Source organism: Stappia sp. ABD4_338 (genome assembly GCF_056312175.1).
Map to the genome: position 1 here is coordinate 1580041 of NZ_CM149982.1, position 26911 is coordinate 1606951.

The 26911-nt window shown below is 66.0% G+C and carries 23 protein-coding genes and 1 tRNA gene; 12 read left to right on the forward strand and 12 right to left on the reverse strand.

Going from position 1 to position 26911, the window contains the following annotated elements:
* Positions 1–24: 24 nt before the first annotated feature.
* Positions 25–1173, reverse strand: a complete 1149-nt coding sequence (locus ACYX4S_RS07275) for an acyl-CoA dehydrogenase family protein (protein WP_476362411.1) — start codon at positions 1171–1173, stop codon at positions 25–27.
* Between the two features lie 659 nt (positions 1174–1832).
* Between ACYX4S_RS07275 and ACYX4S_RS07280 the strand changes: the two genes are divergently transcribed.
* The 8 genes from ACYX4S_RS07280 (at position 1833) to ACYX4S_RS07315 (ending at position 12032) form a co-directional block, all read left to right on the forward strand.
* Positions 1833–2843 carry a LysR family transcriptional regulator gene (locus ACYX4S_RS07280; RefSeq protein ID WP_476362412.1) on the forward strand — a complete coding sequence of 337 codons (1011 nt, stop codon included), beginning with the start codon at positions 1833–1835 and terminating at the stop codon, positions 2841–2843.
* 224 nt (positions 2844–3067) lie between these two features.
* Positions 3068–4741: a dihydroxy-acid dehydratase gene (gene ilvD, locus ACYX4S_RS07285; RefSeq protein WP_476362413.1), complete on the forward strand. Its 1674-nt coding sequence runs from the start codon at positions 3068–3070 to the stop codon at positions 4739–4741.
* Positions 4742–4953: 212 nt separating this feature from the next.
* Entirely contained in the window at positions 4954–6276 is a 1323-nt protein-coding gene (gene dctP, locus ACYX4S_RS07290) for a TRAP transporter substrate-binding protein DctP (RefSeq protein ID WP_476362414.1), read from the forward strand.
* A 32-nt stretch (positions 6277–6308) separates the two neighbouring features.
* The gene (locus tag ACYX4S_RS07295; RefSeq protein ID WP_476362415.1) at positions 6309–7010 is read left to right on the forward strand and encodes a TRAP transporter small permease; all 702 of its coding nucleotides are present in this window, start codon (positions 6309–6311) and stop codon (positions 7008–7010) included.
* Entirely contained in the window at positions 7007–8290 is a 1284-nt protein-coding gene (locus ACYX4S_RS07300) for a TRAP transporter large permease (protein WP_476362416.1), read from the forward strand. The genes ACYX4S_RS07295 and ACYX4S_RS07300 overlap by 4 nt, the downstream gene beginning before the upstream one ends.
* 65 nt (positions 8291–8355) lie before the next feature.
* Positions 8356–9027 carry a YggS family pyridoxal phosphate-dependent enzyme gene (locus tag ACYX4S_RS07305; protein WP_476362417.1) on the forward strand — a complete coding sequence of 224 codons (672 nt, stop codon included), beginning with the start codon at positions 8356–8358 and terminating at the stop codon, positions 9025–9027.
* 86 nt (positions 9028–9113) lie between these two features.
* Positions 9114–10460 carry a hypothetical protein gene (locus ACYX4S_RS07310; RefSeq protein ID WP_293721388.1) on the forward strand — a complete coding sequence of 449 codons (1347 nt, stop codon included), beginning with the start codon at positions 9114–9116 and terminating at the stop codon, positions 10458–10460.
* Positions 10461–10475: 15 nt separating this feature from the next.
* On the forward strand, positions 10476–12032 hold the full coding sequence (locus ACYX4S_RS07315; RefSeq protein WP_476362418.1) for an amino acid adenylation domain-containing protein: 1557 nt from the start codon (positions 10476–10478) through the stop codon (positions 12030–12032).
* A gap of 145 nt (positions 12033–12177) precedes the next feature.
* Here ACYX4S_RS07315 and ACYX4S_RS07320 read toward each other — a convergent pair.
* Together ACYX4S_RS07320 and ACYX4S_RS07325 are read right to left on the reverse strand one after the other, a co-directional pair.
* Positions 12178–12253 (reverse strand) — tRNA-Cys (locus ACYX4S_RS07320).
* Between the two features lie 259 nt (positions 12254–12512).
* Positions 12513–12974 (reverse strand): Lrp/AsnC family transcriptional regulator, encoded by a 462-nt coding sequence (locus tag ACYX4S_RS07325; RefSeq protein WP_422068941.1) that lies wholly within the window; start codon positions 12972–12974, stop codon positions 12513–12515.
* Positions 12975–13361: 387 nt separating this feature from the next.
* Here ACYX4S_RS07325 and ACYX4S_RS07330 point away from each other — a divergent pair, with 387 nt between their 5' ends.
* The 3 genes from ACYX4S_RS07330 (at position 13362) to ACYX4S_RS07340 (ending at position 16410) form a co-directional block, all read left to right on the forward strand.
* Positions 13362–14393 carry a TRAP transporter substrate-binding protein gene (locus ACYX4S_RS07330; protein WP_476362419.1) on the forward strand — a complete coding sequence of 344 codons (1032 nt, stop codon included), beginning with the start codon at positions 13362–13364 and terminating at the stop codon, positions 14391–14393.
* 80 nt (positions 14394–14473) lie between these two features.
* Positions 14474–15001, forward strand: coding sequence for a TRAP transporter small permease subunit (locus tag ACYX4S_RS07335; protein ID WP_293721392.1), 528 nt, complete (start codon positions 14474–14476; stop codon positions 14999–15001).
* A 47-nt stretch (positions 15002–15048) separates the two neighbouring features.
* On the forward strand, positions 15049–16410 hold the full coding sequence (locus ACYX4S_RS07340) for a TRAP transporter large permease (protein ID WP_476362420.1): 1362 nt from the start codon (positions 15049–15051) through the stop codon (positions 16408–16410).
* A 227-nt stretch (positions 16411–16637) separates the two neighbouring features.
* Here the strand turns inward: ACYX4S_RS07340 and lpdA are convergent, their stop codons facing one another.
* The 5 genes from lpdA to ACYX4S_RS07365 form a co-directional block, all read right to left on the reverse strand.
* Positions 16638–18029, reverse strand: coding sequence for a dihydrolipoyl dehydrogenase (lpdA, locus tag ACYX4S_RS07345; protein ID WP_476362421.1), 1392 nt, complete (start codon positions 18027–18029; stop codon positions 16638–16640).
* A 4-nt stretch (positions 18030–18033) separates the two neighbouring features.
* Positions 18034–19374 carry a dihydrolipoamide acetyltransferase family protein gene (locus ACYX4S_RS07350; RefSeq protein WP_476362422.1) on the reverse strand — a complete coding sequence of 447 codons (1341 nt, stop codon included), beginning with the start codon at positions 19372–19374 and terminating at the stop codon, positions 18034–18036.
* A 3-nt stretch (positions 19375–19377) separates the two neighbouring features.
* Positions 19378–20391 (reverse strand): alpha-ketoacid dehydrogenase subunit beta, encoded by a 1014-nt coding sequence (locus tag ACYX4S_RS07355; RefSeq protein WP_422068937.1) that lies wholly within the window; start codon positions 20389–20391, stop codon positions 19378–19380.
* A 1-nt stretch (position 20392) separates the two neighbouring features.
* The gene (locus ACYX4S_RS07360) at positions 20393–21625 is read right to left on the reverse strand and encodes a thiamine pyrophosphate-dependent enzyme (RefSeq protein ID WP_476362423.1); all 1233 of its coding nucleotides are present in this window, start codon (positions 21623–21625) and stop codon (positions 20393–20395) included.
* A gap of 77 nt (positions 21626–21702) precedes the next feature.
* Positions 21703–22854 carry an acyl-CoA dehydrogenase family protein gene (locus ACYX4S_RS07365; protein ID WP_476362424.1) on the reverse strand — a complete coding sequence of 384 codons (1152 nt, stop codon included), beginning with the start codon at positions 22852–22854 and terminating at the stop codon, positions 21703–21705.
* A gap of 195 nt (positions 22855–23049) precedes the next feature.
* Between ACYX4S_RS07365 and ACYX4S_RS07370 the strand changes: the two genes are divergently transcribed.
* Positions 23050–23523, forward strand: coding sequence for an Lrp/AsnC family transcriptional regulator (locus ACYX4S_RS07370; protein WP_476362425.1), 474 nt, complete (start codon positions 23050–23052; stop codon positions 23521–23523).
* A gap of 18 nt (positions 23524–23541) precedes the next feature.
* On the opposite strand, the gene ACYX4S_RS07375 is transcribed toward ACYX4S_RS07370, so the two are convergent.
* Genes ACYX4S_RS07375 through ACYX4S_RS07390 form a run of 4 tightly spaced genes read right to left on the reverse strand, consistent with a single transcriptional unit; the run spans position 23542 to position 26817 of the window.
* Positions 23542–24528, reverse strand: a complete 987-nt coding sequence (locus ACYX4S_RS07375; protein ID WP_476362426.1) for a FecCD family ABC transporter permease — start codon at positions 24526–24528, stop codon at positions 23542–23544.
* A gap of 3 nt (positions 24529–24531) precedes the next feature.
* Complete coding sequence (locus ACYX4S_RS07380) at positions 24532–25479, reverse strand: ABC transporter substrate-binding protein (protein ID WP_476362427.1); 948 nt, start codon at positions 25477–25479, stop codon at positions 24532–24534.
* A 37-nt stretch (positions 25480–25516) separates the two neighbouring features.
* Positions 25517–26338, reverse strand: coding sequence for an ABC transporter ATP-binding protein (locus tag ACYX4S_RS07385; protein ID WP_476362428.1), 822 nt, complete (start codon positions 26336–26338; stop codon positions 25517–25519).
* Positions 26335–26817, reverse strand: a complete 483-nt coding sequence (locus tag ACYX4S_RS07390; RefSeq protein WP_476362429.1) for a DUF1636 family protein — start codon at positions 26815–26817, stop codon at positions 26335–26337. The genes ACYX4S_RS07385 and ACYX4S_RS07390 overlap by 4 nt, the downstream gene beginning before the upstream one ends.
* Positions 26818–26911 lie beyond the last annotated feature (94 nt).

Below are 26911 nucleotides of genomic sequence, written 5' to 3' on the forward strand. Positions count from 1 at the left end.
GCGGACGCCCCCCGAGGGGGCCGCTCAAAGCCCGAGGGCGCGGGCGGCAATGGTGCGCTGGATGTCCGACGTGCCGGAAAAGAGAAGGCTTCCCACCGCGTCGCGGAAGTCGCGCTCCACCTCCTGGTCGGCCATGTAGCCGTAGCCGCCATGCAGGACGACGGCGTCCTGCGACGAGGCAACCCAGGATTCCGAAAGCAGCAGCTTGGCGAGCGCCGCCTCCATCGGGCAGCTTCCCCTGGTCTTCTTCAGCCAGGCGACCTTGTAGAGCAGCAGCCGAGCGTTCTCGTGCCGCAGCTTCATGTCGACGATGCGGTTCGCCACCGACTGGAACTTGCCGATCGGCTTGCGGAACTGCGTGCGCGTGTTCGCGTGCGAGATGCATTGCTCGAGCTGGTTCTCCATGGCGCCGACGAGGCCGGCCAGGATGGCCGAGCGCTCCCATTCCATGGAGTTGTTGAAGATCCGGCCACCCTGGCCTTCCTTGCCCAGCCGCGCGGAAACCGGAATTCGGCAATCCTCCAGCGTCAGCCACGCCATCGGCGAGGTGCGCAGGCCCATTTTCTGGTGGTTGGGGCTGATGGTGAGACCGGGGGTGTTCCGGTCCACGACGAAGCCGGTGAGACCGAGCGATCCGGCGCTCTTGTCGACGGTCGCGAAGATGACGAAGACGTCGGCGACCGGTCCGTTGGTGCAGAAGGCCTTGCCGCCGTTGAGCACATAGTGGTCGCCGTCACGGCGGGCGGTGGTGTCGAGGCTCATGATGTCCGATCCGGATTCCGGCTCGGTGATGCCATGGGCGCCGATGAGGTCTCCGGCGATCAGGCCCGGCAGATACTTGTTCTTCTGCTCGTCGGTGCCGAAGGTGGAGATCGGCATCTGGACGGTCCACATCTGCCCGTTCATGGAAAACAGCAGGCCGTTGTCGCGGCAGCCGTAACCCAGGGCCTCCATGGCCAGAACCGTCGTGATGATGTCTTCCTCGGAGCCTCCGTACTGCTTCGGGAAGGGGAGGCCGAGGAGGCCGAAGCCCGCGATCTTGCGCCACAGGTCGCGCGACAGCTCGCACTCGGCGTCGCGCTGGCGAAGGTCACCCTCGTTGAGCTCGTTCTTTGCGAAGGCGACGATCTTCTCGCGAAACGCGTCCTGTTCAGGTGTGAAGCCGAAGTCCATGTATCCTCCCTCGCGGCACCTGGCCGGACGGCAACCTGCGGTGTGCAGAGGCGGCCGGATGTCCGACCGTTGCCTGGCCCCGCGTGCCGCATTCCCCCCTTGCCGCCGGTTGTCCGGTCTCTGTCCGCCAGCCTGCTCCACGATCAAATTGCCGGATCAAGCGGCGCGAATTCGTCCGGATCAGGTGCTGGCGTAAAATTGTTATTATTTAATCGCAGCTTATATAAATATTATTATCGTATGACTTGGGTTTTTGTATTCGTTTGTTTCTTGCATCGGCATTGTTTTTGTTCATTTATTGCGAGGTCATCTTATTTGTATCTCAAAATTCGAAAAGTGTATGAATGGGTTTCGTATTATATCGCGTTAAACGGGTGACAAAAACGAATTGCGTGTATTAGGATTTATCGGAAAACGCGTTTGTGTGGATTATACAACCATAGAATGTGTTTTTGTCTAAGTGGAGGAGCAGGCGTTTCGCGCCGGAAAAAAGACCGATAACGACTGAATGCTGAGGATTGACGTCGCGGGTCGCTCGCCGGACATGCGAGCGGAATGTGCAAGGAGGGCCGGTCGGCTGATATGACCGGGGAGGCCTTTGTGTCGATGCGTTCGGAAGAAAGCGTCCGGAGCCGTTGCCTGAGGGAGTGAGGGAACAGATGAATCTTCGTCGGCTGAAGTTTTTCGTGACGGTAGCGGAGGAGTTGCACTTCGGGCGGGCCGCCGAGCGGCTCTGCATGACGCAGCCCCCGCTGAGTCAGGCCATTCTCGCGCTTGAGGAGGAACTCTCGGTGACGCTGTTCAAGCGCACCAAGCGCAATGTGGCGCTGACCCCGGTGGGCGAGCACCTGTTGTCCCACGTGACGAAGCTGCTGGAGGAGGTGGAGGCGCTGCCGGGACTGGCCCGCCAGCTCTCGCGCGGCGAGATCGGTTCGCTGAAGCTGGGATTCGTGACGACGGCGGACTACAACCTGCTCCCGGATCTCATCAGCCGCTATTCCGGCGCCTATCCGGACGTGCGGGTGTCGCTGAAGGAAATGACCAGCGACCTTCAGGTCGAGGCGCTCATGCAGGGGAACCTGAACGCCGGGCTGATCATTCCGCTTCACCAGACCCTGCACACCTCGCTGTCCTACCTGCCGCTGATGCGTGAGCCGTTGCTGGCCGCCGTGCCCGAGGAGTGGCTGCGGTCCGGCCGGGTGGAACTGACCGACGGAGCCATCGGCCTGCGCGACATCGCCGACGAGCCGCTGGTGCTCTTTCCTCGCCGCAGTGCCCCTGCGTTTCACGACATCATCACGACCTTTTTCGTGTCGAACGGCATCCAGCCCACCATTGGGCAGGAAGCGATCCAGATGCAGACGATCATCAGTCTCGTCTCGGCCGGCATGGGGGTGGCGCTGGTGCCCGGCTCCCTGCGCAAGCTCGGCCGTTCGGGTGTCCGGTATGTGCCGCTTCAGGGGCGGGCGCCGACCATCGAGACCGGGCTCGTGTGGCGCAAGGACGATGCCACGCCGACGGTGTCGCGCCTTGTCGAAATCGCGCGGCTTGTCTCGAGCAAGGTGGATCGGTCGGGCGGCGCGGGGACATCCGCGTCGCTTCCCGGAGGCGCACCGGCCGCGATCCTGCGCAACAGCGCCGTGGTGAACGGTGCGGCGCGCCCGGAATGAAGGGGGCAGGCGTCTCGCCACTTATATGGAAAATGTCTCAATCAAACATGACAAAGATATTTCCGAAATAACTGGCGAGCGTCTATCGTTTTGACCGGAAAGCGAAATCCGCCCCGGACAACCGGAGATTCCGGCGGGGCGGACGCCTTCTGCGGGCGACCGTCGCGAGGTGCGGGAGGAGCGGTCGCCCGTATTGTGTCACTGCCCTTCAGGGAGGAAACGGGGTGCCATACAACGAGCGATCGAAGACGATTTCGCAAGGGATCGAGCGTTCGCCGAACAGGGCCATGTTCTATGGCCTCGGCTACACGAAGGAAGATTTCGACAAACCCATGGTCGGCGTGGCCAACGGTCACTCGACCATCACGCCGTGCAACGCCGGCCTGCAGCCGCTCGCGGACGTTGCCGTGAAGTCCATCAAGGAGGCGGGAGCCAATCCCCAGCTCTTCGGCGTGCCGACCATTTCGGACGGCATGGCGATGGGCACCGAGGGCATGAAGTACTCGCTCATCTCCCGGGAGGTGATCGCCGACTGCGTGGAGATGACGGTTCAGGGCCAGTGGATGGACGGGGTTCTGGTCATCGGCGGCTGCGACAAGAACAAGCCGGGCGGCATGATCGGCATCGTGCGTGCCAATGTCCCGGCGGTTTACGTCTATGGCGGAACGATCAAGCCCGGCAAGTGGAAGGGGCAGGACCTTTCCGTGATCTCCGCGTTCGAGGCGGTCGGCGCGATCAAGGCCGGGCGCATGAGCCAGGAGGACTTCGAGGGCATCGAGCGCAATGCCTGTCCCACCTCGGGCGCCTGTGGCGGCATGTACACCGCCAACACGATGGCGTCGTCCTTCGAGGCCCTCGGCATGGCGCTGCTCTATTCCTCGACGATGGCGAACATCGACCAGGAGAAATTCGAGTCGACGGCCGAGTCCGCCCGCGTGCTCGTGGAGGCGGTCAAGAAGGGGCTCAAGCCGCGCGACATCGTCACGCGCGAGAGCGTGGAAAACGCCATCGCCCTCGTCATGGCGACGGGCGGTTCGACGAATGCGGTGCTGCACTATCTGGCGATCTGTCACGCGGCCGGCGTCGAGTGGACGCTGGACGACTTCGAGCGCGTGCGGCGCAAGATCCCCGTCATCTGCGACCTGAAGCCCTCGGGCAAATACATGGCGGTCGACCTGCACAAGGCCGGCGGCATTCCGCAGGTTCTCAAGCTCCTGCTGAATGCGGGTCTCCTGCACGGCGACTGCATGACCGTCACCGGACGGACGCTCGCCGAGGAGCTTGCCCATGTGCCGGACGAGCCGCCGGCGGACCAGGACGTGATCCGTCCGATCGACCAGGCGCTCTACCAGCAGGGGCATCTGGCCGTGCTGCGCGGCAATCTCGCCGAGGGTGGGGCCGTGGCCAAGATCACCGGGCTCAAGTCGACCTCGATCACCGGACCCGCGCGTGTCTTCGACGACGAGCAGTCCGCGATGGACGCGATCCTGTCCGACAGGATCCGCAAGGGAGACGTCCTCGTCCTGCGTTACCTGGGGCCGCGCGGCGGACCCGGAATGCCGGAGATGCTGGCGCCGACCTCGGCGATCATCGGTCGTGGTCTCGGCGCCGATGTCGGGCTTATCACGGACGGCCGCTTCTCCGGCGGGTCCTGGGGGATGCTTGTCGGGCATGTGACCCCGGAGGCGTTCGAGGGGGGAACCATCGCGCTGGTGGAGGAGGGCGACACGATCACCATCGACGCATCGCGCCATCTCCTTCAGCTCGAGGTCGACGACGCCGAGCTGGAAAAGCGCCGGAAGACCTGGAAGCAGCCGGAGCCGCGTTATCGCACCGGCGTGCTGGGCAAGTTTTCCCAGCTTGCCGCGCCGGCGAACAAGGGGGCCGTCACCGGCTAGGGTGTGGCCCCATAAACGAGAGAGACGCGTCCCGGCCTCCGTTTGACGAGGCCGGGCGTGGACGCTCGCCTTGATGCCGTGTTTTGCAAACTTACTTCGCGGCTTCAAGATTAAGATAAATAGAAAAAGAGAATTGGACCCTTCCGAGCCGTATTTCCTATCTTCTATCCTGCGTATTGCGAAGCAATTCTCGGTTCTTCATGGAGGGTGGGATGCGTTCAGGCGAGATCTGTTCAGGTGAAGCTGCGTGTCGTTCGGGGCGTGCGGATGATGTCGCCGATGCGGCGCGTGCTTCCCTCGATGCGTGGCCGGGCGACTACGGGCTCGAGTTTGCCTACGGCGGATCGTCGCGAATGCCGGTGCGTTCGGCAAGGGACGTGCAGACGCGCGCACCCGCATCTGCTTCGTCGCGGGCGCGCGGCGGAGAAAGACCCCGGCGTCGGGCTCCAGGCCCGTTTGGCGGGCGGCTCGCGGTCCGCCGCCTGCTCGCCGGGGCAGCCTTCGCCTGTCTGGCGCTGTTTCCAGCCGGCGCGCTGTCGGCCAGCTACACGATGACCATCGCCCACCTTTATCCCGACGACCTGACCAACAACGAGACCGCCCCGGCGCTGAAGCATTTCGAGCAGCTTGTCGAAACGGCGACGAAGGGCGACATCGACGTCCAGGTGTTCGGCAATGGCGCGCTGGGAGGCGAGGTCGAGATCGCCCAGCAGGCAAGGGCCGGCCGGACGATCCAGTCGATCATGCTGGGCTCGGGCACCCAGGCGACCTTCTTCCGCGACTACGAGATGATCACCTCGCCCTTCCTGTTTCCCGACTACAGGACGGCCTGGACCTTCTTCGACAGTCCGTGGTTCGCGAAGTTCATGAAACCGATGGTGCAGGAGGCGGGGCTGCGCTACCTCGGCACGCTCGATGACGGGGGCGGTTTTGTCGCCTTCGCGAACAACAAGCGTCTGATCCGAACGGTGGAGGACCTCAAGGGCATGAGGATCCGCGTCGAGGGCAACCAGGCGCACATGACGATCATGCGCGCGCTCGGCGCTGCGCCCACGCCGCTGCCCTGGGGCGAGATGCAGACGGGTCTTGCGACCGGGCTGATCGATGGACATTTCCACGCGCCGGGCGTCAACGACATCTTCAAGATCTACGACGTGGCCGATTTCACGACGTGGTCCGGCCATGTCTACAACACCATCACCTGGAGCGTCAGCGAGGCGTGGTTCCAGACCCTGCCGGACGACTACAAGCGCATTGTCGTTTCCGCCGCGCGCGAGGCGGTGACCATGGCGCACGGCATCGCCACGCAGATCACGGTGATCGGCTGGACGAACTCCTGCGCGAAGTTCGAGGACTGCTACATCCTTCCCGACGAGGAGAAGGAGCGCATGCGCGCCATCGCGCAGCCTATCTACCGCGAGTGGCTGGTGGAGGAGTTCGGCCCGCGCGCCAAGCTCTATGACGACCTGCGCGCCGAGGTCTCGCGCATTCACGGCAAGCTGAAGGCTTCCGACGCAGAGAACTATCTCGACTGAGCGCTCTCCCCACCTCCAGAAGGAACAAGCCGATGACGCCCCTGCTGTCGCCATTGAGGCGAACCAGCGACGTGGTCAACCGTGTGGTGATCGCCGTTTGCGCCGTGCTGCTGGCGTTGATGCTGGTGATCTCCGCCGCCTCGGTCGTTCTCGAACTTGCCCTTGCCGCTGCGGAGAGGGCGGGGCAGGCGGAGATCTTCCACGAGGGGGCGCTCGCCTGGCTCTACCGCAACACGCGGCCGTCCCTGTTCAGCCTGCTGCTGCCCTGGTTCGCCATGCTCTCGATTACCGTGGCGTTCAAATACGGCGAACACATCGCCATCCTCGCCCTGCGGCGCGGTCTGCCGCGCGCCGCGCTCGGCCTCGTGCGGTGGATCTGCTTCACCGCGATCGCGCTCTTTGCCGTGGCGCTCGTCTGGTACGGGGTGGAGTTCGCCTCCGGGGCGACCAACGTGCTGATCCTGTCCGACACGCTGCAGGTGTCGCAGCGTTGGACGGCGGCGGCGGTCCCGGTCGCGGGCGCCGTTTTGTCGCTGCATCTGGTGGACGGGCTCGCGCTTCTGGAGGAGCGCGGCGTGCTTTCGCTCGAGGACCCCATGCAGCCCCACACAGCCGGCGCGCTGTCCGATCCCGTCAGGGGAGACGGCGATGCGCCGCTTGGCGATGACGGGGAGGGCGCGGTGCCCGCGGGGTCGGCCAAGATCGCTTCCCAGGCTGCCGGAGGTCACGGATGAGCGCCTCGATCGCTTTCGCCCTCTTGATGATGATCGGCCTTCCGCTCGGCCTCGTGCTGACGGCGGCGGGGCTCGTCGGCGCGGTTTCCATCGGCGGGCCCGACTTTCTCGCCATTCTCGCGGACCGGTTCTTCTCCGGTGTTTCCGGCTACGTGCTCATCGCGGTGCCCTATTTCATCATCACCGCGGAAGTGATGAACCGCGCCGGGCTGACCGAACGGCTCATCGCCTTCGCCGGTTCGCTCTTCGGCCGCGTGCCGGGTGCCCTGTCGCACGTCAATGTGACCACCTGCCTTCTCTTCGCCGGACTGACCGGCGCGGCGGTGACGGAAACGGCGGCGATCGGCAGGACGCTCATCCCGTCCATGCGCCGGGAGGGCTACAGCGCGTCCTATTGCGCGGCCGTGACCGCCTGCGCGGCCATCGTGGGGCCGATCATTCCGCCAAGCATCATCATGATCGCCTATGCGGCGACGCTGCGTGACATCTCGATCCTCGGGCTGTTCGCTGCCGGCATCGTGCCGGGCCTGATGATGGGCGGCGGAATGCTGCTGGTCAGCGGGATCATCTCCTGGAAGCGCGGATTCGCCGGCAACGACCGGGTGCGCCTGTCCCGTGTCCTGTCGACGGGGGCGAGCGCGTTTGCGGCGATGGGCATCCCGCTTGTCATCCTGGGGGGCGTTCTGTCCGGCCTGACGACGGTGACGGAAGCCTCGGTGCTCGCCTGCATCTACGCGCTCGTGCTGGGCGGACTGGTCTACCGCAGGCTGGGGCGGCGGGACATGTGGGAGGCGCTCGTCTCGACGGTCAGCTTTTCCGGCGTGGTGTTCCTGCTTCTCGGCGCCTCCAACGTGCTGGGCTGGTACGTCACCCGCTCGGGCGTGGCCCGCCACGCGGCGGAGACCATCGCCGCGATGAGCAGCGACCCGGTGCTGCAGATCCTCGCGGTCGCCGCGCTGCTCATCGTCATCGGCATGTTCATCGATGTGCTGCCGGCGATCATCGTCGCCGTTCCGGTGCTAGCCCCCGCACTGGTGGAGCTCGGGTTCCATCCCCTTCATGCGGGCATGGTCATGCTGCTTGCCCTCAACCTGGGAAACATCACGCCGCCCGTCGGCCTGACCCTGATGACGGCGGCGCGAATAGCCAATGCGCCCTACGAGGGCGCGGTCCGGGAGGCGGCCCCTTTCGCGCTGGCGCATGTGGTCATCGTCATCCTTTGCGCGGTGTTCCCGATCTTCACGCTGGCGGTGCCGCGCTGGCTGGGCGCCGGCATGTGAGCGCGTCACGCAACATCTTCGCGGGAGCGCGGCTCCCGCACGAACCAAGCCTGGGAGTGAGAACAATGGATGAGATGGTGGAACGGCTGACATCCGTCCTGCGCAAGGTCGCGGCCGCGGAGGAAGCGCGGGAGGCGGGCGGAGACCCGGTGACCCTGGTCGCCGTGAGTAAGACCTTTCCCGGCGACGCGATCCGTCCCGTCATAGAGGCGGGCGCGCGCGTCTTCGGCGAGAACAAGGTGCAGGAGGCGCAGCAGAAGTGGCCGGAGCTCAAGGAGGCGTATCCCGACATCGAGTTGCGTCTTCTCGGCCCCCTGCAATCGAACAAGGCCCGAGACGCGGTGGCACTGTTCGACGTCATCGAGACGGTGGACAGGGAGAAGATCGCCGCCGAGATCGCGCGCGAGTCGCATCGCCAGGGGCGTCGCCCGCGCGTCTATGTGCAGGTGAACATCGGACGCGAGCCGCAGAAGGCGGGCATCGACCCGGATGAGGCGGTCGCCTTCGCCCGTCGATGCCGGGAGGTTCACGCGCTGGAGGTGGAGGGGCTGATGTGCATTCCCCCGTCCGGCGAACCGCCCGCGCCGTTCTTCGAGAAGCTGGCGGAACTCGCCGACCAGGCAGGCCTTTCCAGGCGATCCATGGGCATGTCCGGAGACTACGAGACGGCGATCCTGCACGGCGCCACGAGCGTTCGGGTGGGCTCGGCGATCTTCGGGGCGCGCACCTACGCCTGAGGGGCGGACCACAGGACCTATCGACAAGCGCATTGCGAGGGCCGGGGGGATACGCGGCCCGGACCCATTCGGGAGACCAGACCGACATGAACATGCACCAGAAGCTCAACTACGAGGTCACGCATCACTTCGACGGCCTCGACATTTCGGAGGACGAGTTCCGCCGGCTCCTGAACATCGCGAGCTGGAATGGCGCCGTGCCGCATTTCAACCGCCGGGGCCGGGGGGCATGGGAGATGCTGTCGGCCCCCGTCGCGCTGAAGGACGACCCGAGCCGGGTCTATCACGCGGCCAAGCTGAAGGGCGTGGGCCTGTGGAATCCGGTGCTGCCGGGCGATGCGGAGTTTTCCAACAAGCTGCATGACGATGCCGGCAACGAACCGGTGCCGCCGCTCACGGACCTTCTGGAATATCTCATCACCTATCCGCACTTCGGCATTTCCAACGAGGGCGAGTACAAGTTCGCCTATTCGTCGCCGAGCCCGATCGGCGGCATCGTGCACGAACGCGCGCACCGCGAGTTCTGGTCGTCGGAGCGGCTCGTCAAGGCGGGGGTGCCGAGCATCGCGCCGCTTTGCGTGATCCAGTACGACGAAAGCCTGCGGTTCCAGGACCAGCCCATGGGCGCGGTCATCACGCTTTCGCCGGGAGCGGCCGCCTATCGCATCTCGGAAGTTCTGTTCGGTTCGGCCATGGAGCGCGGCACGGATCCGGCCTTCGACGCGCACTATGACGAAATGCGGGAAGCGCTCGGCATCGAGGGCGATCCGGACGACGAGCGGGTGCGGCTGCGTGTCATCCGGGAACTGGCGCGCCAGGCCGGAAAGCTGCTGCACGACTTCTCGCTTGCGGAGATGTACCGCTACTCGGGCGACTGGGGGAATTTCGTCTATTCGACCGAAAGCAAGGAGCTGTTCCTGATCGACCTGGACTCCGTGCAGGACCTTAACGGGCTGCCGGAAGCGGTGCGTCCGATGCAGGTGTGGCGCGATCTCGCCAGCGCCATCTACCGCATGATTGCCAAGCTCGGCTATCCGACGGCGCTGGGCAAGTACACGCTCACCAACCTGATGGAGTTCGACCCCGTCGCGGCCAAGATCGGCGGCTATTTCCCCGAGATCCCGGAGGAGGAGATCCGCGCTGTCTCGCAGCGTATGTGGAGCTGCTTCATTCCCCATTTCTTCCTGCTCAGGAAGCACCGCGATGCGATCCGCAACGAGTGGGACGGGGACCGGCGGAAGAGCTACAAGATGGATCACGACCTGTTCTACATCGTCGCGCTGACGTGCCTGCGTCCGCTGTTCGAGCGGTCCGAAGTGGGGCGCAAGTATCCGAGCCCGATCACGGATGCGGACATGTGGGCCAAGGCGGAGCGCTTCCTCGGCGAGAGGATGGAGTATTTCGCCTGGATCATGAACCGGCCGGTCGGCTGAGCGGGTGGGGACGGCATGACCCGAACCGTTGCGGCAAAGATCGCGGTGCTTGCGGCCCGCGATCCCGGCCGGCCCGCCGTGGCCTTCGAGGGGCGGTGCGTTTCACGCGGCGAGCTTCTGGATCGCGCGGGGCGTATCGCCGCGCGGCTCGTCGACATCGGGGTGGCTCCGGGCGACCGCGTGGCGGTCCTGCTCGACAAGTCCCCGGATGCGGTGGCGGGCCTTCTGGGGGCTTGGCTTGCCGGAGCGGCCTATGTGCCCCTGGATCCGACCGGGCCGCCGCCGAGGCTGTCCGCCATCCTTGCCGACAGCGAGCCGGCCGCCCTGGTGACGGGCGCGACCAAGCGGCGGAAACTCGACGCCCTGGAGGCCGAGGCGGGCGATCTGCCGCCAGCTCTCGTGCTCGGAGACGCGGATGACGAGGCCGCGCTCGCCGGAACCGTTCCGCTGAATACGGTCCGCTCATGCGAGGACGATCCGGCCTGCCTGCTCTACACCTCGGGGTCGACCGGGCAGCCCAAGGGCGTCGTGATCTCGCATCGCAACATCGCCGCCTTCTCCGACTGGGCCGGGGACTTCTTCGCCCTTCGGGAGGACGACCGGGTGTCGGCCCATGCGCCGCTTCACTTCGACCTGTCTCTCTTCGACGTCTGGACCACGCTGGCCCATGGCGCCTGTGTCTGCCTGGTGCCGCAAGGGTTGAGCTTTCTCGGTGTCGACCTGGTGCGGTTCGTGACGCAGAACGCGATCACCGTCTGGCAGTCGGTGCCCTCCGTCCTGCGGCTGATGGTGCGCCATCTGGAGGCCGGCGATGCCGCCCTTGCGCCGTTACGGCTGGTTTTCTTCGCCGGTGAACCTTTTCCGCCCGAGGCGCTGCGCAATCTGCGCATGAAGTTGCCGCATACGCGCATGGTGAACATCTACGGATCGACCGAGATGAACGACGTCACCTTCCACGAGATCGGCGAGACCGTCGAGGATACGCCGCTTCCCATCGGGCGGCCCTGTTCTCACATGCAGGTTCTGGTGGTTGACGACGCGGGGGCGATCCTCAGCGAGGCGGGAGCCATCGGCGAACTCTGTGCGCGAGGGCCGACGGTGGCGCTGGGCTACTGGCGCGCCGGGGAGGCGACCGCGTCCCGGTTCGCGCAGCATCCAGGCCATGACCTTTTTCCCGACAGGGTCTACCGCTCGGGCGACCTTGTCGAGATCGGCGCGGACGGCACGTTGCGCTACGTCGGCCGCCGTGACACGCAGGTGAAGATCCGGGGAAACCGGGTCAACCTCGGCGAGGTCGAGGAGGCGCTCGCCGCTCATCCGGCGATTGCCGAAGCCGCCGTCACGGATATCGAGGACGGCGAGGGAGACAGGAGCCTGAAAGCGTTTCTCGTCCTTGCCTCGGAGCAGGAGGCGCCCGATCTGCGCTCGCTGCGTCGCCACTGCGCCGGCCGGCTGCCGGCCTACATGGTTCCCGAGAGCGCGGAGTTCCGCGAGGGGCTACCGCGCACGTCGACGGGAAAGCTCGACCGCCAGGCGTTGCGGCGTGTGGAGGCCATGGCGGGCGCGGGCTGAGGCCGTACCATCCCGGGAAACCGAACGATGAAAGATGAAAGGGCCGGAGTTGATCTCCGGCCCTTGTCTCTTGTGCGACTGCAGCTTCATGGCTCGGCGCCTGTGAGACGCCGTGCCCGCGCATCGCGTTTCCGGATCAGGGAAATGGAGGCCTCGCCTGGATTCGAACCAGGATCAAGGGAGTTGCAATCCCTTCGCGTAGCCAGTTCCGCCACGAGGCCATGAATAGTTTCGTCTCTTGCGGGATCTATATTTGACAATATTGATCCTGATTTGAAGGTATTGTCCCTCGTCACTCCGGTCAACAGACCGGATGGTATCCAGATATATTCATTTTGACATTTGGACGGTCCGGCGAAATGCAACCCGGGAGCGTGTCCGGCACGCCGGTTGCCCGCGTCCCGTCGCGGTCAGCCGGGCAAGGGCGGGCCTCCCGCGGGGCGATCGGAGCGGGCGGAGCGCGGCGCGGCCGGACCAACCTCAGATTGGCAGCAGCGAGGTGTATTTCATTTCCTCGAGAATGACCGTGCTCTGGATTTCCCGGACGCCCGGCATCATGACCAGCTTCTCACGCAGAAGGATCTGGTAATGGTCCATGTCGCGCACGACGACGCGCAGATGGAAGTCGAAGTCTCCCAGCATGAGCTGGACCACCTGTACCTCGGGTATTCTGAAAGCTGCTTCCTGAAAGACGGAAATCGACTGACGCCCGTGCTCGGTGAGACGGATGCGCGCCAGGATGACCGCATGGAATCCGAGCTTGCGCCGGTCGAGGAGAACCGAGCGGCCCATGATGATGCCCTCGCCCTGCAACCTGCCGATGCGGCGCGAGCAGGGAGACTGGGAAAGGCTCACGCGTTCGGCGACTTCTGAAACGGTCAGCGAGCCATCCTTTTGCAGGACTCGCAGGATCTTGAGGTCCGTTTCGTCGAGTGCCGACATGCATATTCCTCCACTTGTAACTTTCACGCGAATTATATGCATAGAGGCGGCTTTGTGACCCGCAAAAAGACAAAAATATTCGATTTCCCGCTTCTATATTCTGGCGAAGGACCGGTGGGGGAGCGCCGGTCGGGGAGGGTGCCGGATTCGTCCGGAGCTTATTGAGATTGATCGGTTTTCCGGTCCTGCGAGAGTGCCGCGAGCGGAGGCTTTTCCTCCGCGGGTCCCGTTCTTTTCAAGCGACCCGGCGTGCGCCGTCATCCCCCCGATCCTGCATGATCCGGCCAAGACGCCGGTGTCCGGTCCTGCCGCGCGTCGCGCGATGCGATGCCTTCGCGACTGCCCGCGGGGCGATCGCCTGTTCAGTGACTTAAGGGAGGAACCGAAATGTCCTGGAAAAAACGTCTCAGCCTTGCCACCGCCCTCGTGACCCTGGCCGCCGTTCCGGCCGGCGCGAAGACGCTCGAGATGACGAGTGTCTACCCGGGATCGTTCCCGATCGTCGGCGACATCGGCAAGGATCTCGGCAACCGCGTCTCGACGCTGACGGGCGGTTCGCTGACCTTCACCTTCAACGAGCCGGGCGCGCTGGTTCCCGCGCCCGAGGCGTGGGACGCCGTCTCGACGGGCGCGGTGGACGCGGCCTGGTATTCCACCGGCTTCGCGCAGGGCGTGATCAAGTCGGCGGCCATGTTCACCTCGGTGCCCTTCGGTCCCGAGGCGCCGGAGTACCTGGCCTGGTACTACAAGGGCGGCGGCAAGGAGATCTGGGACGAGATCGCGGCGAAGCACAACATCGTCAGCATCGTCTGCACGACCACGCCTCCCGAGGCGTCGGGCTGGTTCCGCGAGCCGATCGAGAGCCTCGAAGACCTGAAGGGCATGAAGATGCGCTTCTACGGTCTCGGCGCGCGCGTGATGGAGAAGCTCGGCGTCCAGACGCTGACGCTGCCGGTCGGCGACACGGTTCCCGCGCTTGAACTCGGCACCATCGACGCGGCCGAGGTGTCCATGCCCGCGCTCGACCAGATGCTGGGCATGCAGGACTACGCCAAGCACTACTACTTCCCCGGCTGGCACCAGCAGACCTCGCTCTACTCCCTCATCATCAACAAGGACGTTTGGGACGGCCTGAGCGAGACGGAGCAGGCGGCGATCAACCATGTGTGCCGCTCGGCGGTGATGGAATCCATCGCCTGGGGCGAGGCCATCCAGGGCAAGGCGCTCAGCGAGCTCAAGGAGAAGGGCGTCATCACCCACAAGTGGTCGCCTGAAATTCTCGAGGCGATGGAAGCCGCATGGCTCGAGGTGGTCGAGGAGATGAAGGCGGAGGACGAGGACTTCGCCCGCGTGTGGAAGTCCTACTCCGATTTCCGTGACGGCTACGCCGAGTGGCGCGATCTCGGCTACATGCGCTGACACGCGCCTGAGCCATGAGTTCGGGGGGCGTCGGTCCGTGCGGACCGGCGCCCCCACTCCTGACTGCAAGGAATCGCGACATGGAAAGACTGGCCCGTCTCGCCGCGGCATTGCCGCGAGGCGCCCATGCCATCGGAAGCTGGCTTCTCCTGTTTCTGGCCTTCGTCATCGGCTACGACGTTCTCGGCCGCAAGTTCTTCGACACCGGCTCGATCATGCTGCAGGACCTGCAATGGCACCTGCACGGCGCCGCGCTGATGCTCGGTCTGGGAGCCGCCTATCTCCGCGACGCGCATGTGCGGGTGGACCTGTTCAGAGAGAACTTCACCCGGCGCACCAAGCTCTGGCTGGAGATCTTCGGCATCGTCCTCTTCCTGATCCCCTACGCGTCGATCCTATTCTGGTTCTCCATCGACTACGTCGTGCGCGCCTATGTCACCGGGGAGGGATCGGTTGCCGGCGCGGGGCTCTCGCACCGCTGGATCATCAAGTCGTTCCTGACGATCGGTTTCGCGCTGGTGGTGTTCTCCGCCGTCGCGGTGCTGCTGCGTGCCATCGATTGCCTGCGCGACCGTGACGGAACCTCGATGCCCTTTGTCGAGGACTGACGTCCCGGCCCCTGCATTCCACATCAAAGATCGAAGGACGCGACCGAATGCTTGCGGAAATGCTGCCGGTGCTGATGTTCGTCTGCCTGGTACTCTTCATCTTCAGCGGCCTGCCGGTGGCGGCCGTTCTCGGCGGGGTCTCGCTCGTCTTCGCCGGCATCGGCCTGGCGCTCGGAGAAATCCGTTTCGCCCATCTGCCGCTGCTCGTGAACCGCATCTTCAGCGGGATCATATCGAATTCCGTGATGGTGGCCGTGCCCATGTTCGTGGTCATGGGCACGCTCATGGAAAAGAGCGGCATCGCGGAAGATCTCCTGGACGGCTTGCAGACACTGCTGCGCCGGGTTCCGGGGGGACTGGCCGTCGCCGTGACCATGATGGGCACGATCCTCGCCGCCTCGACGGGCATCATCGGCGCCTCGGTGGCGATGCTGACTCTGCTGGCGCTGCCCATGATGCTGCGCTCGGGCTACGCGCCCTCGCTGGCAACAGGCACGATCGCGGCCTCGGGAACGCTCGGCATTCTCATCCCGCCGTCGATCATGCTCGTGATCATGGGCGATCTGCTGACGGTCTCCGTCGGCAAGCTGTTCATGGCCGCGCTCTTCCCGGGCCTGATGCTCTCGGCCTTCTACCTGATCTATATCGTCAGCGCGAGCGCCCTGCGGCCGAACCTCGCGCCGCGCACGAGCGAGCCGCTGACACCTGAGGAGCGACGGGAGCTGATCGGCAAGCTCGCCGCCGGGCTGGTGCCGCCGGCGCTGCTCATCGGCCTCGTGCTGGGCTCCATCCTCGGCGGGTTCGCGACGCCGACGGAGGCGAGCGGCGTCGGTGCGCTCGGGGCGCTGGCGTTGGCATTGTTCCGTCGGCGGTTGGACCTGCCCGGCCTGCATGACGTTCTCAGCCGCTCGCTCAACACCGTGGCGATGATCTTCTTCATCTTCGTGGGAGCGACGGCCTTCAGCTACCTTTTCCGCCGCTTCGGCGGCGAGCATCTGGTGCTTTCGCTGGCCGATGCGTCGAGCATGGGGCCGTGGGGCGTGCTGGCGGCGCTTCTGCTGCTCATTTTCGTGCTGGGCTTCTTCTTCGACTGGATCGAGATCACGCTCATCATCCTGCCGATCTTCGCGCCGATCGTGTCGCATCTCGACTTCGGCGGCCATGTGGGGCAGGGCGATGCGGTCTACTGGTTCGCGATCCTGGTCGCGATCAACCTCCAGACCAGCTTCCTGACACCACCATTCGGATTTGCCCTGTTCTACCTGAAGGGGACGGCGCGCTCCCTCGTGTCGCTGCAGCAGATCTACCAGGGCATCATTCCCTTCGTGCTGTTGCAGCTTCTGGCGCTAGCCGTCGTGGTGATGTGGCCGGACGTGGCCATGTGGCTGCCGAACCAGATGTTCGACTGACGCTCGGCTGCAACCCGACGGGACCCGGCAGCGGGCGGCGCGATTCCCGACAGGATCGCGCCGCCCGTCGCGTTTTACGTCTCCGGGCGGGATGGCGAAGGCGAGTGGTCGCCCGGCACGCCTTGCATGTCGTTCGGGGATCGAGGCCAAGCAAAAAGCCCGGCCGCCTGGGCCGGGCTTTTTCTTCGCATTTGAACGCGCGGCGGGGCGCCGCATTGCGCCGTGTCTCAGATGTGCAAGGCGTGTCCAAGTGCCGCGAAGGCGGCTTCCTGCAGCGCCTCGCTCTGGGTCGGATGCGCGTGAATCGCGCCGGCGATGTCCTCGGTGACCGCGCCCATTTCGATGGCGAGCGAGAAGGACGCGGACAGCTCCGACACACCGTGGCCGACGGCCTGAAGGCCGAGCACGAGGTTGTCGCTCTTGCGGGTGACGATGCGCACGAAGCCGTCCTCGGCTTCCATGGTCATGGCACGGCCATTGGCCGAGAAGGGGAAGAGGCCGGTGGTGACCTCATGCCCTTCCGCCTTGGCGGCGTCGGGCGACAGGCCGCAGCTCACGATCTCCGGATCGGTGAAGCACACGGCGGGAATGGACCGCTTGTCCCAGCGCCGGGCGTGTCCCGCGAGGATCTCGGCGACCATCTCGCCCTGGGCCATCGCGCGATGCGCGAGCATGGGCTCCCCGGTCACGTCGCCGATGGCGAAAACGCCCTGCATCGATGTCCGGCACTGATCGTCGATACGGAGGAAGGGGCCGTCGGTGGCAAGCCCCAGGCTTGCGATGTTGCCGCTGTCCGACAGCGGCCGCCGGCCCACCGTGACGAGAACCTTGTCGGCCGCGATCTCGCGCTCGGCGCCGTCGGCCGTCTCTATCAGGAGACCGGCTTCGCCAAGCCCCCTTGCCTTGGTGTCGGTCATGACCTCGACGCCGAGCGACTTGAGCGACTTCATCACCGGACGGGTCAGGGCATTGTCGTACTGCGGGAGAACGCGGGAGGCGGCCTCGACCACGGTGACGGTGGAGCCGAGCTTGGCGAAGGCGGTGCCGATCTCCAGTCCGATGTAACCGCCACCGACGACGCAGAGTTTATCCGGAACCTCCGTCAGGGCGAGTGCCCCGGTCGAACTGATCACCTTGCCGCCGAAGGGCAGGAACGGCAGTTCGACCGGTGCCGAGCCGGTGGCGATGACAACATGCTCGGCACGGATCTGCACCGTGCTCCCGTCGGAAGTGACCTTGACGGTCTTGCCGTCCTGGAAGGTCGCCCGCCCGGCCATCAGCCTCGCTCCGGCCTTCTTGAGAAGGCCGGCAACGCCGGCGTTCAGCCGGCTGACGATGCCGTTCTTCCAGTCCAGCGTCTGGGCCAGGTCGATCGCGGGCGATGCCGAGCTGATGCCGAGCGGCGTGTTGCCGGCGGCAAAGCGTTTCACTTTGTGGAACTCGTCGGCGGCATGGATCAGCGCCTTGGAGGGAATGCAGCCCACGTTGAGGCAGGTGCCGCCGGGCTTTTGGTCGTCCACGACAATGGTGTCGATGCCGAGCTGGCCGGCGCGGATGCCGCAGATGTAGCCGCCCGGGCCGGCTCCGATGATCAGGAGCTTGCAGGTCAGGTCGCTCATCGGCTCACTCCTCGATGAACAGGAGGGCAGGGGTTTCCAGAAGCGATTTCAGCTTCTGCACGAAAACGGCCGCGTCCCAGCCGTCGATGACCCGGTGGTCGAAGGAACACGACAGGTTCATCATCTTGCGCGGACGGAACGCCTCGCCGTCCCACATGGGTCGCACGGCCATCTTGTTGACGCCGACAATCGCCACTTCCGGGTGATTGATGATCGGTGTCGTCGCGATTGCGCCGAGCGGGCCGAGCGAGGTGATGGTGATGGTGGAGCCGGACAGTTCGTCGCGTGCCGCCTTGCCATCGCGCGCGGCCGTTGCCAGACGGGCAATCTCGCCGGCCGTGTCCCACAGGGACAGGGCCTCCGTGTGGCGCACGACCGGAACGGCAAGGCCGGCGGGGGTTTGTGTCGCGATGCCGATGTGCACGCCTTCCGACTGGTGGATGACGCCTGCGTCATCGTCGAAGGTGGCGTTCATCTCCGGCTGGGCGCGGATCGCCTGAACCATGGCGCGGGCGAGGAACGGCAGCACCGTCAGCTTGCCCCGGCCGGACCCGTGCTCGGAGTTGAGCGCGGCCCGCAGATCCTCGAGGGCGGTCATGTCGACCTCCTCGACGATGGTGATATGCGGAATGCGGGCCTTGGAGAGCGCCATCTTTTCGGCGATCCGCCGGCGCATTCCGATGACCTTGATCTCGCGCGTGCCTGTCGCGGGAACACGGGCGCTCGAGGTGGCGACTGCCGGTCCGTGCTCCAGGTAGGCGTCGAGGTCCTCCTGAAGGATGCGCCCGGCCGGCCCGGACCCGCCGACGAGCCTTAGATCGACACCGGCCTCCAGCGCGCGGCGGCGAACCGAGGGGGAGGCGAGAGGTTTCTCGCCCCGGGCAAGCGGCTGTCGTGCAACCGGCTGGGCCCCGGCTTTCCTCGCGGGCGTGGCCTCGGCCGGCGCGGGCTTGTCCGCCTTGGGGGCGGGCTGCGCCTTTTCGTCGGTGTCTTCCGCGCTGCCGGTCTCTTCGGCCTTGTCGGCGTTGCCGTCGTCGGACTTCGTCTCCGCCTCCGGAGGCGGGGCGGATGACGCCGAAGCTGCCTGCGTGTCGTTGCCCTCGCCCTCGATCTCGATCTGCGCGAAACGGTCGCCGATGGCGACGGTGTCGCCGGGTTCCCCACACAGCCACACGACCTTGCCGTCAACGGAGGAGGGAACCTCCACGGCGGCCTTGTCGGTCATGACGACACCGAGGATGTCATCCTCGGAAACCGTGTCGCCGATGGAGACCGCCCACTCGGTCAGCTCCGCCTCGGCGATGCCTTCTCCGATGTCGGGTAGGGTGATGGTGAAAAGCCCCATGTCTCAGCCCTCCAGTACCGCGGCAAAGGCGCGCTTGATGCGATCGGGACCCGGGAAGTAGATCCATTCCTGGGCGTGCGGATAGGGCGTGTCCCAGCCGGTCACGCGCAGGATCGGGGCCTCGAGATGGTAGAAGCAGGCCTCCTGGACGAGTGCGCTCAGCTCCGCGCCGAAGCCGGAGGTTTTCGTCGCCTCGTGGATGATGACGCAACGCCCGGTTTTCTTGACCGATGCCTCGATGGTCTCGATGTCGAGCGGAAGTAGCGTGCGCAGGTCGATGATCTCCGCGTCGATGCCGGCTTCCTCGGCCGCCGCCTGGGCCACATAGACCATGGTGCCGTAGGCGAGCACGGTGAGGGCCTCGCCCTCGCGGCGGACCTTCGCCTTGCCGAGCGGCACGGTGTAGTGGTCCTCGCTGACGTCGCCGAGCTCATGGTTCTTCCAGGCAACGACCGGACGGTCGTGGTGGCCGTCGAAGGGGCCGTTGTAGAGCCGCTTCGGCTCGAGGAAGATCACCGGGTCCGGATCCTCGATGGCGGCGAGCAGCAGTCCCTTCGCATCGCGCGGGTTCGACGGCACGACCACCTTCAGCCCGGCCACATGCGTGAAAAGCGCCTCGGGGCTCTGGCTGTGGGTCTGGCCGCCGAAGATGCCGCCGCCCGACGGCATCCGGATCACCATCGGACAGGTGAACTGGCCGGCGGAGCGGTGACGCATGCGGGCTGCCTCGCTGACGATCTGGTCGTAGGCGGGGTACATGTAGTCGGCGAACTGGATCTCCACGACCGGCTTGAGCCCGTAGGCGCACATGCCGATGGCGGCGCCGACGATGCCGTTTTCCGAGATCGGCGCGTCGAAGCAGCGGTTGGAGCCGTACTTCTTCTGCAGGCCGGCCGTGCAGCGGAACACGCCGCCGAAGTAGCCGACATCCTCGCCGAACACGACGACCCGCTTGTCGCGTTCCATGGCGATGTCATGGGCGTTGCGGATCGCCTCGATCATGGTCATGCGTGCCATGTCAGAACCCCGCTTCCTGGCGCTGACGATGGAGATGCGGAGGCATCTCGGCGTAGACGTCGTCGAACATGGCCCGGGGCGACGGCTTGCGGCCCGAAATGAGCGTGCCGTTCGCCTCGGCCTCCTTCTGGCAGGCGCGAACCGTGTCGTTGATCTCAGCCATCGCCTGGGTGTGGCGCTCCTCGGACCATTCCCCGATGGTGACGAGGTGCTTCTTGAGCCGGTCCACCGGATCGCCCAGCGGCCAGGCGCTGAACTCGTCCTTTGAGCGGTAGGCGGAGGGGTCGTCCGAGGTGGAGTGCCCGCCCGCGCGGTAGGTGACGTGCTCGATCAGCGTCGGGCCGAGGCCGGAGCGTGCCCGTTCCGCCGCCCAGCTCGAGACCGCGTGAACGGCGAGATAGTCGTTGCCGTCGACGCGGATGGACGGAATGCCGAACCCGTGGCCGCGCGCGGCGAAGGTGACCGCGCCGCCGCGGGCCATGCCCTGGAAGGTCGAGATCGCCCACTGGTTGTTGACGATGTTGAGGATGACCGGCGCCTTGTAGCTGGAGGCGAAGACCATGGCCGCGTGGAAGTCGGCTTCCGAGGTGGAGCCGTCGCCGATCCAGCCGGCCGCGATCCTGGTGTCCCCGGAAATCGCCGAGGCCATCGCCCATCCCACGGCCTGGATGAACTGGGTGCCCAGGTTGCCGGAGATCGTGAAGAAGCCGTGCTCGCGCGAGGAGTACATGACCGGAAGCTGCCGGCCTTTCAGCGGATCGGCGGCGTTCGAGTAGATCTGGTTCATCATGTCGGTCATGGGATAGCCGCCCGCGATCAGCAGGCCCGCCTGGCGGTAGGTGGGGAAGTTCATGTCCCCGTCCTCGAGTGCCATGCGGAAGGCACAGGAAACCGCTTCCTCGCCCAGGTGCTGCATGTAGAAGCTGGTCTTTCCCTGCCGCTGCGCCTTGAGCATGCGCTCGTCGAACTGGCGCAGGGTCATCATGTGCTTCAGCCCGTCGCGCAGGGCATCGGCGTCGAGAAGCCCCGACCACGGACCGACGGCCTCACCGGCCTTGTTCAGGACGCGCACGACGGAAAACGCCATGTCGCGCATGTTTTCGGGCGCCTCGTCCACATCGGGCCGGCGCACGGCACCGGCGCGAGGGATCTCGAACTCTGAAAAGTCCGGCGTGTCGCCCGGCCGGCAACCCGGCTCGGGAACATGCAGGGAGAGCGGGCGTGGAGCAGTCATGGGACCTCCCTCTCGTGAAAAGCCGGGGGATCCGCCGGATGCCCCCTCACAGTCAAACGCACGGGCGGCGAAACGGTTCAGGACCTGTCGCGCTCGACCAGAAGCGAACGCGCGACGATCACGCGCATGATCTCGTTTGTGCCCTCGAGGATCTGGTGGACGCGGAGGTCGCGCACGATCTTCTCCACCCCGTAGTCCTCGAGATAACCATAGCCGCCGAAGAGCTGGAGCGCGTCATTGGCGACCCGCGAGGCGGTGTCGGTGACGAAGCGCTTCGCCATGGCGCAGAACTTGGTCGCGTCGCCGGCCCCCGTGTCGAGCTTCCAGGCGGCCTGGCGCAGGAAGACACGTGCGGCCTGAAGCTCCGTTTCCATGTCGGCAAGCCGGAACTGGAGGGCCTGGAAGCGGTCGAGGCTCTGGCCGAAGGCGGTGCGCTCGCCCGTGTAGCGAAGGGCGGCGTCGAGGGCGGCCTGGGCTCCGCCGAGCGCGCAGGCGGCAATGTTGAGACGGCCGCCGTCGAGCCCTTCCATGGCGTAGGAGAAGCCGCGTCCTTCCTCGCCCAGGAGATGGTCGGCGGGCACCTCGCAGGCATCGAATTGCACCTGCGCGGTGGGCTGGGCCTTCCAGCCCATCTTGCGTTCGAAGGCGCCGAAGCTCAGGCCCTCGGCGCCGTTGGGAACGAGGACGGTGGAAATGCCCTTCGGGCCGGCGTTGCCCGTGCGGCACATGACGACATAGACGTCCGAGTAGCCACCGCCGGAGATGAATGCCTTGTTGCCGGTGAGGGACCAGCCGGTGTCCGTGCGCGCCGCGCGGGTGCGAAGCGATGCCGCGTCGGAGCCGGCGCCGGGCTCGGTCAGGCAATAGGAGGCGACCGCCTCCAGGCTCGCAAGCTTCTCCATCCACTGGTCGCGCAGGGCCTCGCCGCCGTATTTGGCGATCATGTTGAGGCACATGTTGTGGATGGAAATGAAGGCCGCGACGGAGGGGCATGCCATGGAAAGCGCCTCGAAGACAAGCGTCGCGTCCAGGCGGGTAAGCCCCGTTCCGCCAAGCTCCTCGGGAACGTAGAGGGCACCGAAGCCGAGCTCGCCGGCGGCCCGCAGAACCTCGCGGGGGATGGTGCCTTCCTTCTCCCAGTCATAGGCGTGGGGCGCGATCGCATCCGCGCCGAAGGCACGGGCCGTATCGAAAATGAGGGCCTGTTCTTCCGACAGGGCAAATTCCATGAAGACGCCTCCTCAACGTATCACGGGCCACGGAACAGTCCGGGCCGGCTCCCCCCCGACCCGTGACGGCACCCGGCCGCCCGACTTCGGAGAGTGTGGCTGGAACGCATCGGAATATCTTTTCGAATTTGCTTCGAAACCGCCAATATGAGAAAGGCTGTCCCGGACCGGCCATACATCTCAGAGGAAAATTTCATGAGCCGACAACTCGACGAGATAGATCGCAAGATTCTCCGGGCGCTGGTGGAGGATGGCCGGCTGTCCAACACGGATCTTGCGCGAAAGGTGGGGCTGTCACCCAGCCCGTGCTGGCAGCGGGTGCGCCGAATGGAGGAGGAGGGGGTGATCGCCGGCTATACGGCGGTGCTCGACCACGAAGCGCTCGGCCTCGACGACACGGTGATGATCGAGGTCTCTCTCGACCGGCACAATGCCACGGCGCTGGAGAGCTTCGGCAAGGCGATGGCGGCGCTTCCGGACGTGCTGGAGGTCCACATGATGGCGGGTGAGTACGATTATTTCGTCAAGATCGCCGCGAATGGCACCAAGGGTGTGGAGCAGTTCCTGCGCGAGCACCTCTTTGGCGTCGAGGGGTTACGCAACTCGCGCTCCAGCTTCTCGTTGCGCTGCCTGAAACGGGTCACCTCCTGCGTTCCGGAAGAGGTGTAAACCCGGGGCGCCAGCGGATCAGGACCGGCGGCCGACGAGGGCCAGCACGAAGATGGCTCCCAGCGCCGTGGTGACGATGCCGACGGGCAGTTCCTGGGGGGCGAGCAGGGTGCGTGCGGCGATATCGCTTGCAAGAAGGAGTGCCGCGCCGATGAGCGCGGCGATGGCGATCAGCCCGCCGTGCAGCGGTCCGGTGAGCGCGCGCGCCATGTGCGGCACCATGAGGCCGACAAAGCCGATCACGCCGGTTAGGGACACGAAGGCGGCGGTCGCGAAGGCGCAGACGAGAAAGGTCATCTTGCGCAGCCGCCCCACGTCGATACCGAGCGTGCGGGCGGTGTCCTCCCCGGCCAGAACCGCATCGAGCCGCCGGTGGTTGAGGCCGGCGAAGGCCAGGACGGCGGCAAGGCCGGCCACCGCGACCGGAAGGATTTCCCAGCGGGCGAGCCCGAGGCCGCCAAGCGTCCAGAACAGAACCGAATGGGCGGCGCGCTGGTCGCCGGCGAAGACCAGGTAGTTGGTCAGCGCCATGAACAGGAAGGAGACCGCGAGACCGGCAAGCACGAGCTGGGCCGGTCCCTTGTCGCCGAGCCTTGCCGTGAGCGCCAGCACGACGATGGAGGCGGCCATGCCGCCGGTGAAGGCGGCGGCGGGAAGCGTCCAGATCCCGAGCAGGTCGCCGGTGACCGTGATGACGAACACGGCGCCGGCCGCGGCACCCGACGAGAGCCCGAACAGGAACGGGTCGGCCAGATCGTTTCTCGTGGTGGTCTGGAGCAGGCAGCCGACGATACCGAGCCCGGCGCCCGTCAGCAGCGCAAGCAGGGCGCGCGGCAGGCGCAGGTCGGTGACGATGCGCCCGAGCGGCGTCTCCGCCTGTGGCCCGCCCGCAAGCGCGCCAATCACCGTTTCCAGCGGCAGCGGCGTCGAGCCCACGACAATGGCTGCGATGACGAGAATCGCGACCGCCAGCACGCCGACGGTCGCGAGCAAGACAAGGCGCATGGCTCAGAAGGCGTCCGGATAGAGGGCGCGGGCGATCTTCTCGACGCCGTCGATGTTCGCGGGGCCGGGCGTCAGTTCCTCGTAGCGCAGGGGCAGGGTACGGTTTTCCTGAACCGCCTTGAGGTGCCCGAGAACGGGATGGGCCTGCAGGAAGGCGAACAGCTTGTCGGCGCCGCCGCTGTCCTGGTAGTCGAGCAGAATGATGAAATCGGGGTCGGCGGCGGCGACCGCCTCCCAAGAGGTGGTTCCCCAGCTCGTCTCCATGTCGGCGGTGACGTTTCGTCCGCCGGCGGCCTCGATCATCGCGGTCGGCATGGCGAAGCGGCCCGCCGTGAAGGGTTTGTCCTCGCCGGAATCATACAGGAACACCTTGACGGGCTCGCGTCCGGAGACAGCTTCCTGAACGGCCGCGACACGGGACTTCCAGCCCTCCACCAGAGCGTTGGCCTCGTCCTCGCGCGAGAAGATCTTTCCCAGCCGCTCGACGTCGCCGTAAAGCAGGTCGAGGGATGCGGCGGGGCGCTCCTTGTCGACGTGGATGCAGCTCTCGGTGAGGATCAGCGTCTTGATGCCCTGCCGGCCAAGCGTTTCCGGCGTCACGTCTCCGCCCGGCTTCATCCCGTAGTACCAGCCGCCGAAGAAGAGATCCGCGCCGGAGGCGACAAGGTTCTCCATCGAAGGGTACTTCGGCGCGATTTCCGGCAGGTCACCGCGCTTCTTCTCGAAATCGGGCGTGGTCTTGTACCAGCCGCTGATGCCGCTGACGCCGACCATGTGGTCCTGAAGGCCAAGGGCGAAGGCCATCTCCGAGATGTTGATGTCCTGGGTCACCATGCGCTCGGGCGTGGTCTCGAAGGTGAGCGGCTCGCCGCAATTGTCGACGGTGACGGGAGCGGCCTGTGCCGTCCCCGCGAGAAGAAGGGCGGCGAGAGCGGTCGGGATGCGGAGCATGACGGGTCTTTCGGTCAGAGGCGGAGGGACTTGTGGTTCAGCGCGAGGGGACGGGCCGGTTGATGGGCCGGCTGATGGGGATGTCGAGGGCGCAGAGCAGCCGGTCCTCGAAGGGGTGGGGCAGCCGGTGCATGTCGACCTCGAAGGTCTCGCGTACCCTCGCGCCGGACAGGACCTCTTGCGGGTGGCCGTAGGCGGCTAGGCGTCCGTCGTCGATGAGTGCAACGTGGCTGGCGAAATCCTCGATCAGCGTCAGGTCGTGCAGGACGGCGATGACGGTGATGCCCAGGCGGGCAACGAGGCTGAGCAGATCGCCCCGGGCACGCGGGTCGAGGTGGTTGGTCGGCTCGTCCAGCACCAGAAGCTTCGGTGTCTGGCAGACGGCCCGGGCGATCTTGGCACGTTGGCGCTCGCCGCCGGACAGGCTGCCGATGGTGCGAGGCGCAAGGGAGGAGAGGCCGGCGACGGCGAGCGCTTCGGCGACCGCCGTGCGATGGGCGCGGGCATCCAGCGCGCGCCGGTGCGGCAACCGCCCGAGGGCGACATATTCGGTGACGGACAGGCGTCCGTCGGGCTCCTCGCTTTGGCCGACATAGGCGACGGAGCGGGCCCGTTCCGCGATCGGAATATCGGTCAGGGGGCGCCCGCCGAGCCTGATCTCGCCGGAGCCGGCGGGCATCAGCCCGGCGATCATGCGCACCAGCGTGCTCTTGCCAGCGCCATTGGGCCCCGCGATCGCAAGGATCTCGCCGGCGTGGACGTGGAAGGACACATCCGCGACAAGGGCGTCGCCGCGTGCGGTGGCATAGCCCAGGCCGAGAAGTTCGAGGGTGACCTCCTGTCCGGTCTCGTGGCTCATTCCGCTGCCTCGCGAAGGGCGCCGGCCAGCGGCGGGAGGGGAAGGGGAGCGGGAAGACGTGCCAGTGTCTTGCGCTTCAGTGCCTCGGGGCGTTGAAGCGAGGAGCACCATCCGTCCTCGAGGCCGATGTGCTGGCCCGCGAAGGCGGCGATTGCCGCCACCTCCTCGTCCGTGACGATGTCGCCAAAGAGATATCCCGCCTTGCCGACGGCCTGGACCGCGACCGAGCAGGGGCGCCCGCAACCGGCCATGCAGCCGACGTCGGCAAGGGCGACGCGCTCATCGAGCTCAAGCGCGCACAGGGCCTCGGCCAGACGTCTCGAGACATCCTCGCCGACGCGTTCGCCGTAGTGCGTGGCGCCATCCTCGTCGACGTGCCGGGCGCGACAGGTCTTGCAGACGGTGACGATCGCGCTTGCGGTGCCGGAGCGTGCCGGGTCGTCATGCCCGATGATGGAGGAGGTCAGGTCGCTGGCCATCCTTATCCTGCCGGTCGAGGGAGCGGGGCAGGGGAAGACCGATGGCCGGGGGACGATGCAAGATGGAAAGCCTGCACTGTCCGGATATTGCCAT

What these genes read in the sequence shown, in the direction of transcription:
- ACYX4S_RS07370 (WP_476362425.1), top strand. Translation starts at nt 23,050, where the DNA reads ATGAGCCGACAACTCGACGAGATAGATCGCAAGATTCTCCGGGCGCTG.
- ACYX4S_RS07375 (WP_476362426.1), bottom strand. Translation starts at nt 24,528, where the DNA reads ATGCGCCTTGTCTTGCTCGCGACCGTCGGCGTGCTGGCGGTCGCGATT.
- ACYX4S_RS07305 (WP_476362417.1), top strand. Translation starts at nt 8,356, where the DNA reads ATGGATGAGATGGTGGAACGGCTGACATCCGTCCTGCGCAAGGTCGCG.
- ACYX4S_RS07275 (WP_476362411.1), bottom strand. Translation starts at nt 1,173, where the DNA reads ATGGACTTCGGCTTCACACCTGAACAGGACGCGTTTCGCGAGAAGATC.
- ACYX4S_RS07340 (WP_476362420.1), top strand. Translation starts at nt 15,049, where the DNA reads ATGCTTGCGGAAATGCTGCCGGTGCTGATGTTCGTCTGCCTGGTACTC.
- ACYX4S_RS07300 (WP_476362416.1), top strand. Translation starts at nt 7,007, where the DNA reads ATGAGCGCCTCGATCGCTTTCGCCCTCTTGATGATGATCGGCCTTCCG.
- dctP (WP_476362414.1), top strand. Translation starts at nt 4,954, where the DNA reads ATGCGTTCAGGCGAGATCTGTTCAGGTGAAGCTGCGTGTCGTTCGGGG.
- ACYX4S_RS07350 (WP_476362422.1), bottom strand. Translation starts at nt 19,374, where the DNA reads ATGGGGCTTTTCACCATCACCCTACCCGACATCGGAGAAGGCATCGCC.
- ACYX4S_RS07280 (WP_476362412.1), top strand. Translation starts at nt 1,833, where the DNA reads ATGAATCTTCGTCGGCTGAAGTTTTTCGTGACGGTAGCGGAGGAGTTG.
- ACYX4S_RS07365 (WP_476362424.1), bottom strand. Translation starts at nt 22,854, where the DNA reads ATGGAATTTGCCCTGTCGGAAGAACAGGCCCTCATTTTCGATACGGCC.
- ACYX4S_RS07355 (WP_422068937.1), bottom strand. Translation starts at nt 20,391, where the DNA reads ATGGCACGCATGACCATGATCGAGGCGATCCGCAACGCCCATGACATC.
- ACYX4S_RS07310 (WP_293721388.1), top strand. Translation starts at nt 9,114, where the DNA reads ATGAACATGCACCAGAAGCTCAACTACGAGGTCACGCATCACTTCGAC.
- ACYX4S_RS07385 (WP_476362428.1), bottom strand. Translation starts at nt 26,338, where the DNA reads ATGAGCCACGAGACCGGACAGGAGGTCACCCTCGAACTTCTCGGCCTG.
- lpdA (WP_476362421.1), bottom strand. Translation starts at nt 18,029, where the DNA reads ATGAGCGACCTGACCTGCAAGCTCCTGATCATCGGAGCCGGCCCGGGC.
- ACYX4S_RS07325 (WP_422068941.1), bottom strand. Translation starts at nt 12,974, where the DNA reads ATGTCGGCACTCGACGAAACGGACCTCAAGATCCTGCGAGTCCTGCAA.
- ACYX4S_RS07335 (WP_293721392.1), top strand. Translation starts at nt 14,474, where the DNA reads ATGGAAAGACTGGCCCGTCTCGCCGCGGCATTGCCGCGAGGCGCCCAT.
- ACYX4S_RS07380 (WP_476362427.1), bottom strand. Translation starts at nt 25,479, where the DNA reads ATGCTCCGCATCCCGACCGCTCTCGCCGCCCTTCTTCTCGCGGGGACG.
- ACYX4S_RS07330 (WP_476362419.1), top strand. Translation starts at nt 13,362, where the DNA reads ATGTCCTGGAAAAAACGTCTCAGCCTTGCCACCGCCCTCGTGACCCTG.
- ACYX4S_RS07360 (WP_476362423.1), bottom strand. Translation starts at nt 21,625, where the DNA reads ATGACTGCTCCACGCCCGCTCTCCCTGCATGTTCCCGAGCCGGGTTGC.
- ACYX4S_RS07295 (WP_476362415.1), top strand. Translation starts at nt 6,309, where the DNA reads ATGACGCCCCTGCTGTCGCCATTGAGGCGAACCAGCGACGTGGTCAAC.
- ACYX4S_RS07390 (WP_476362429.1), bottom strand. Translation starts at nt 26,817, where the DNA reads ATGGCCAGCGACCTGACCTCCTCCATCATCGGGCATGACGACCCGGCA.
- ACYX4S_RS07315 (WP_476362418.1), top strand. Translation starts at nt 10,476, where the DNA reads ATGACCCGAACCGTTGCGGCAAAGATCGCGGTGCTTGCGGCCCGCGAT.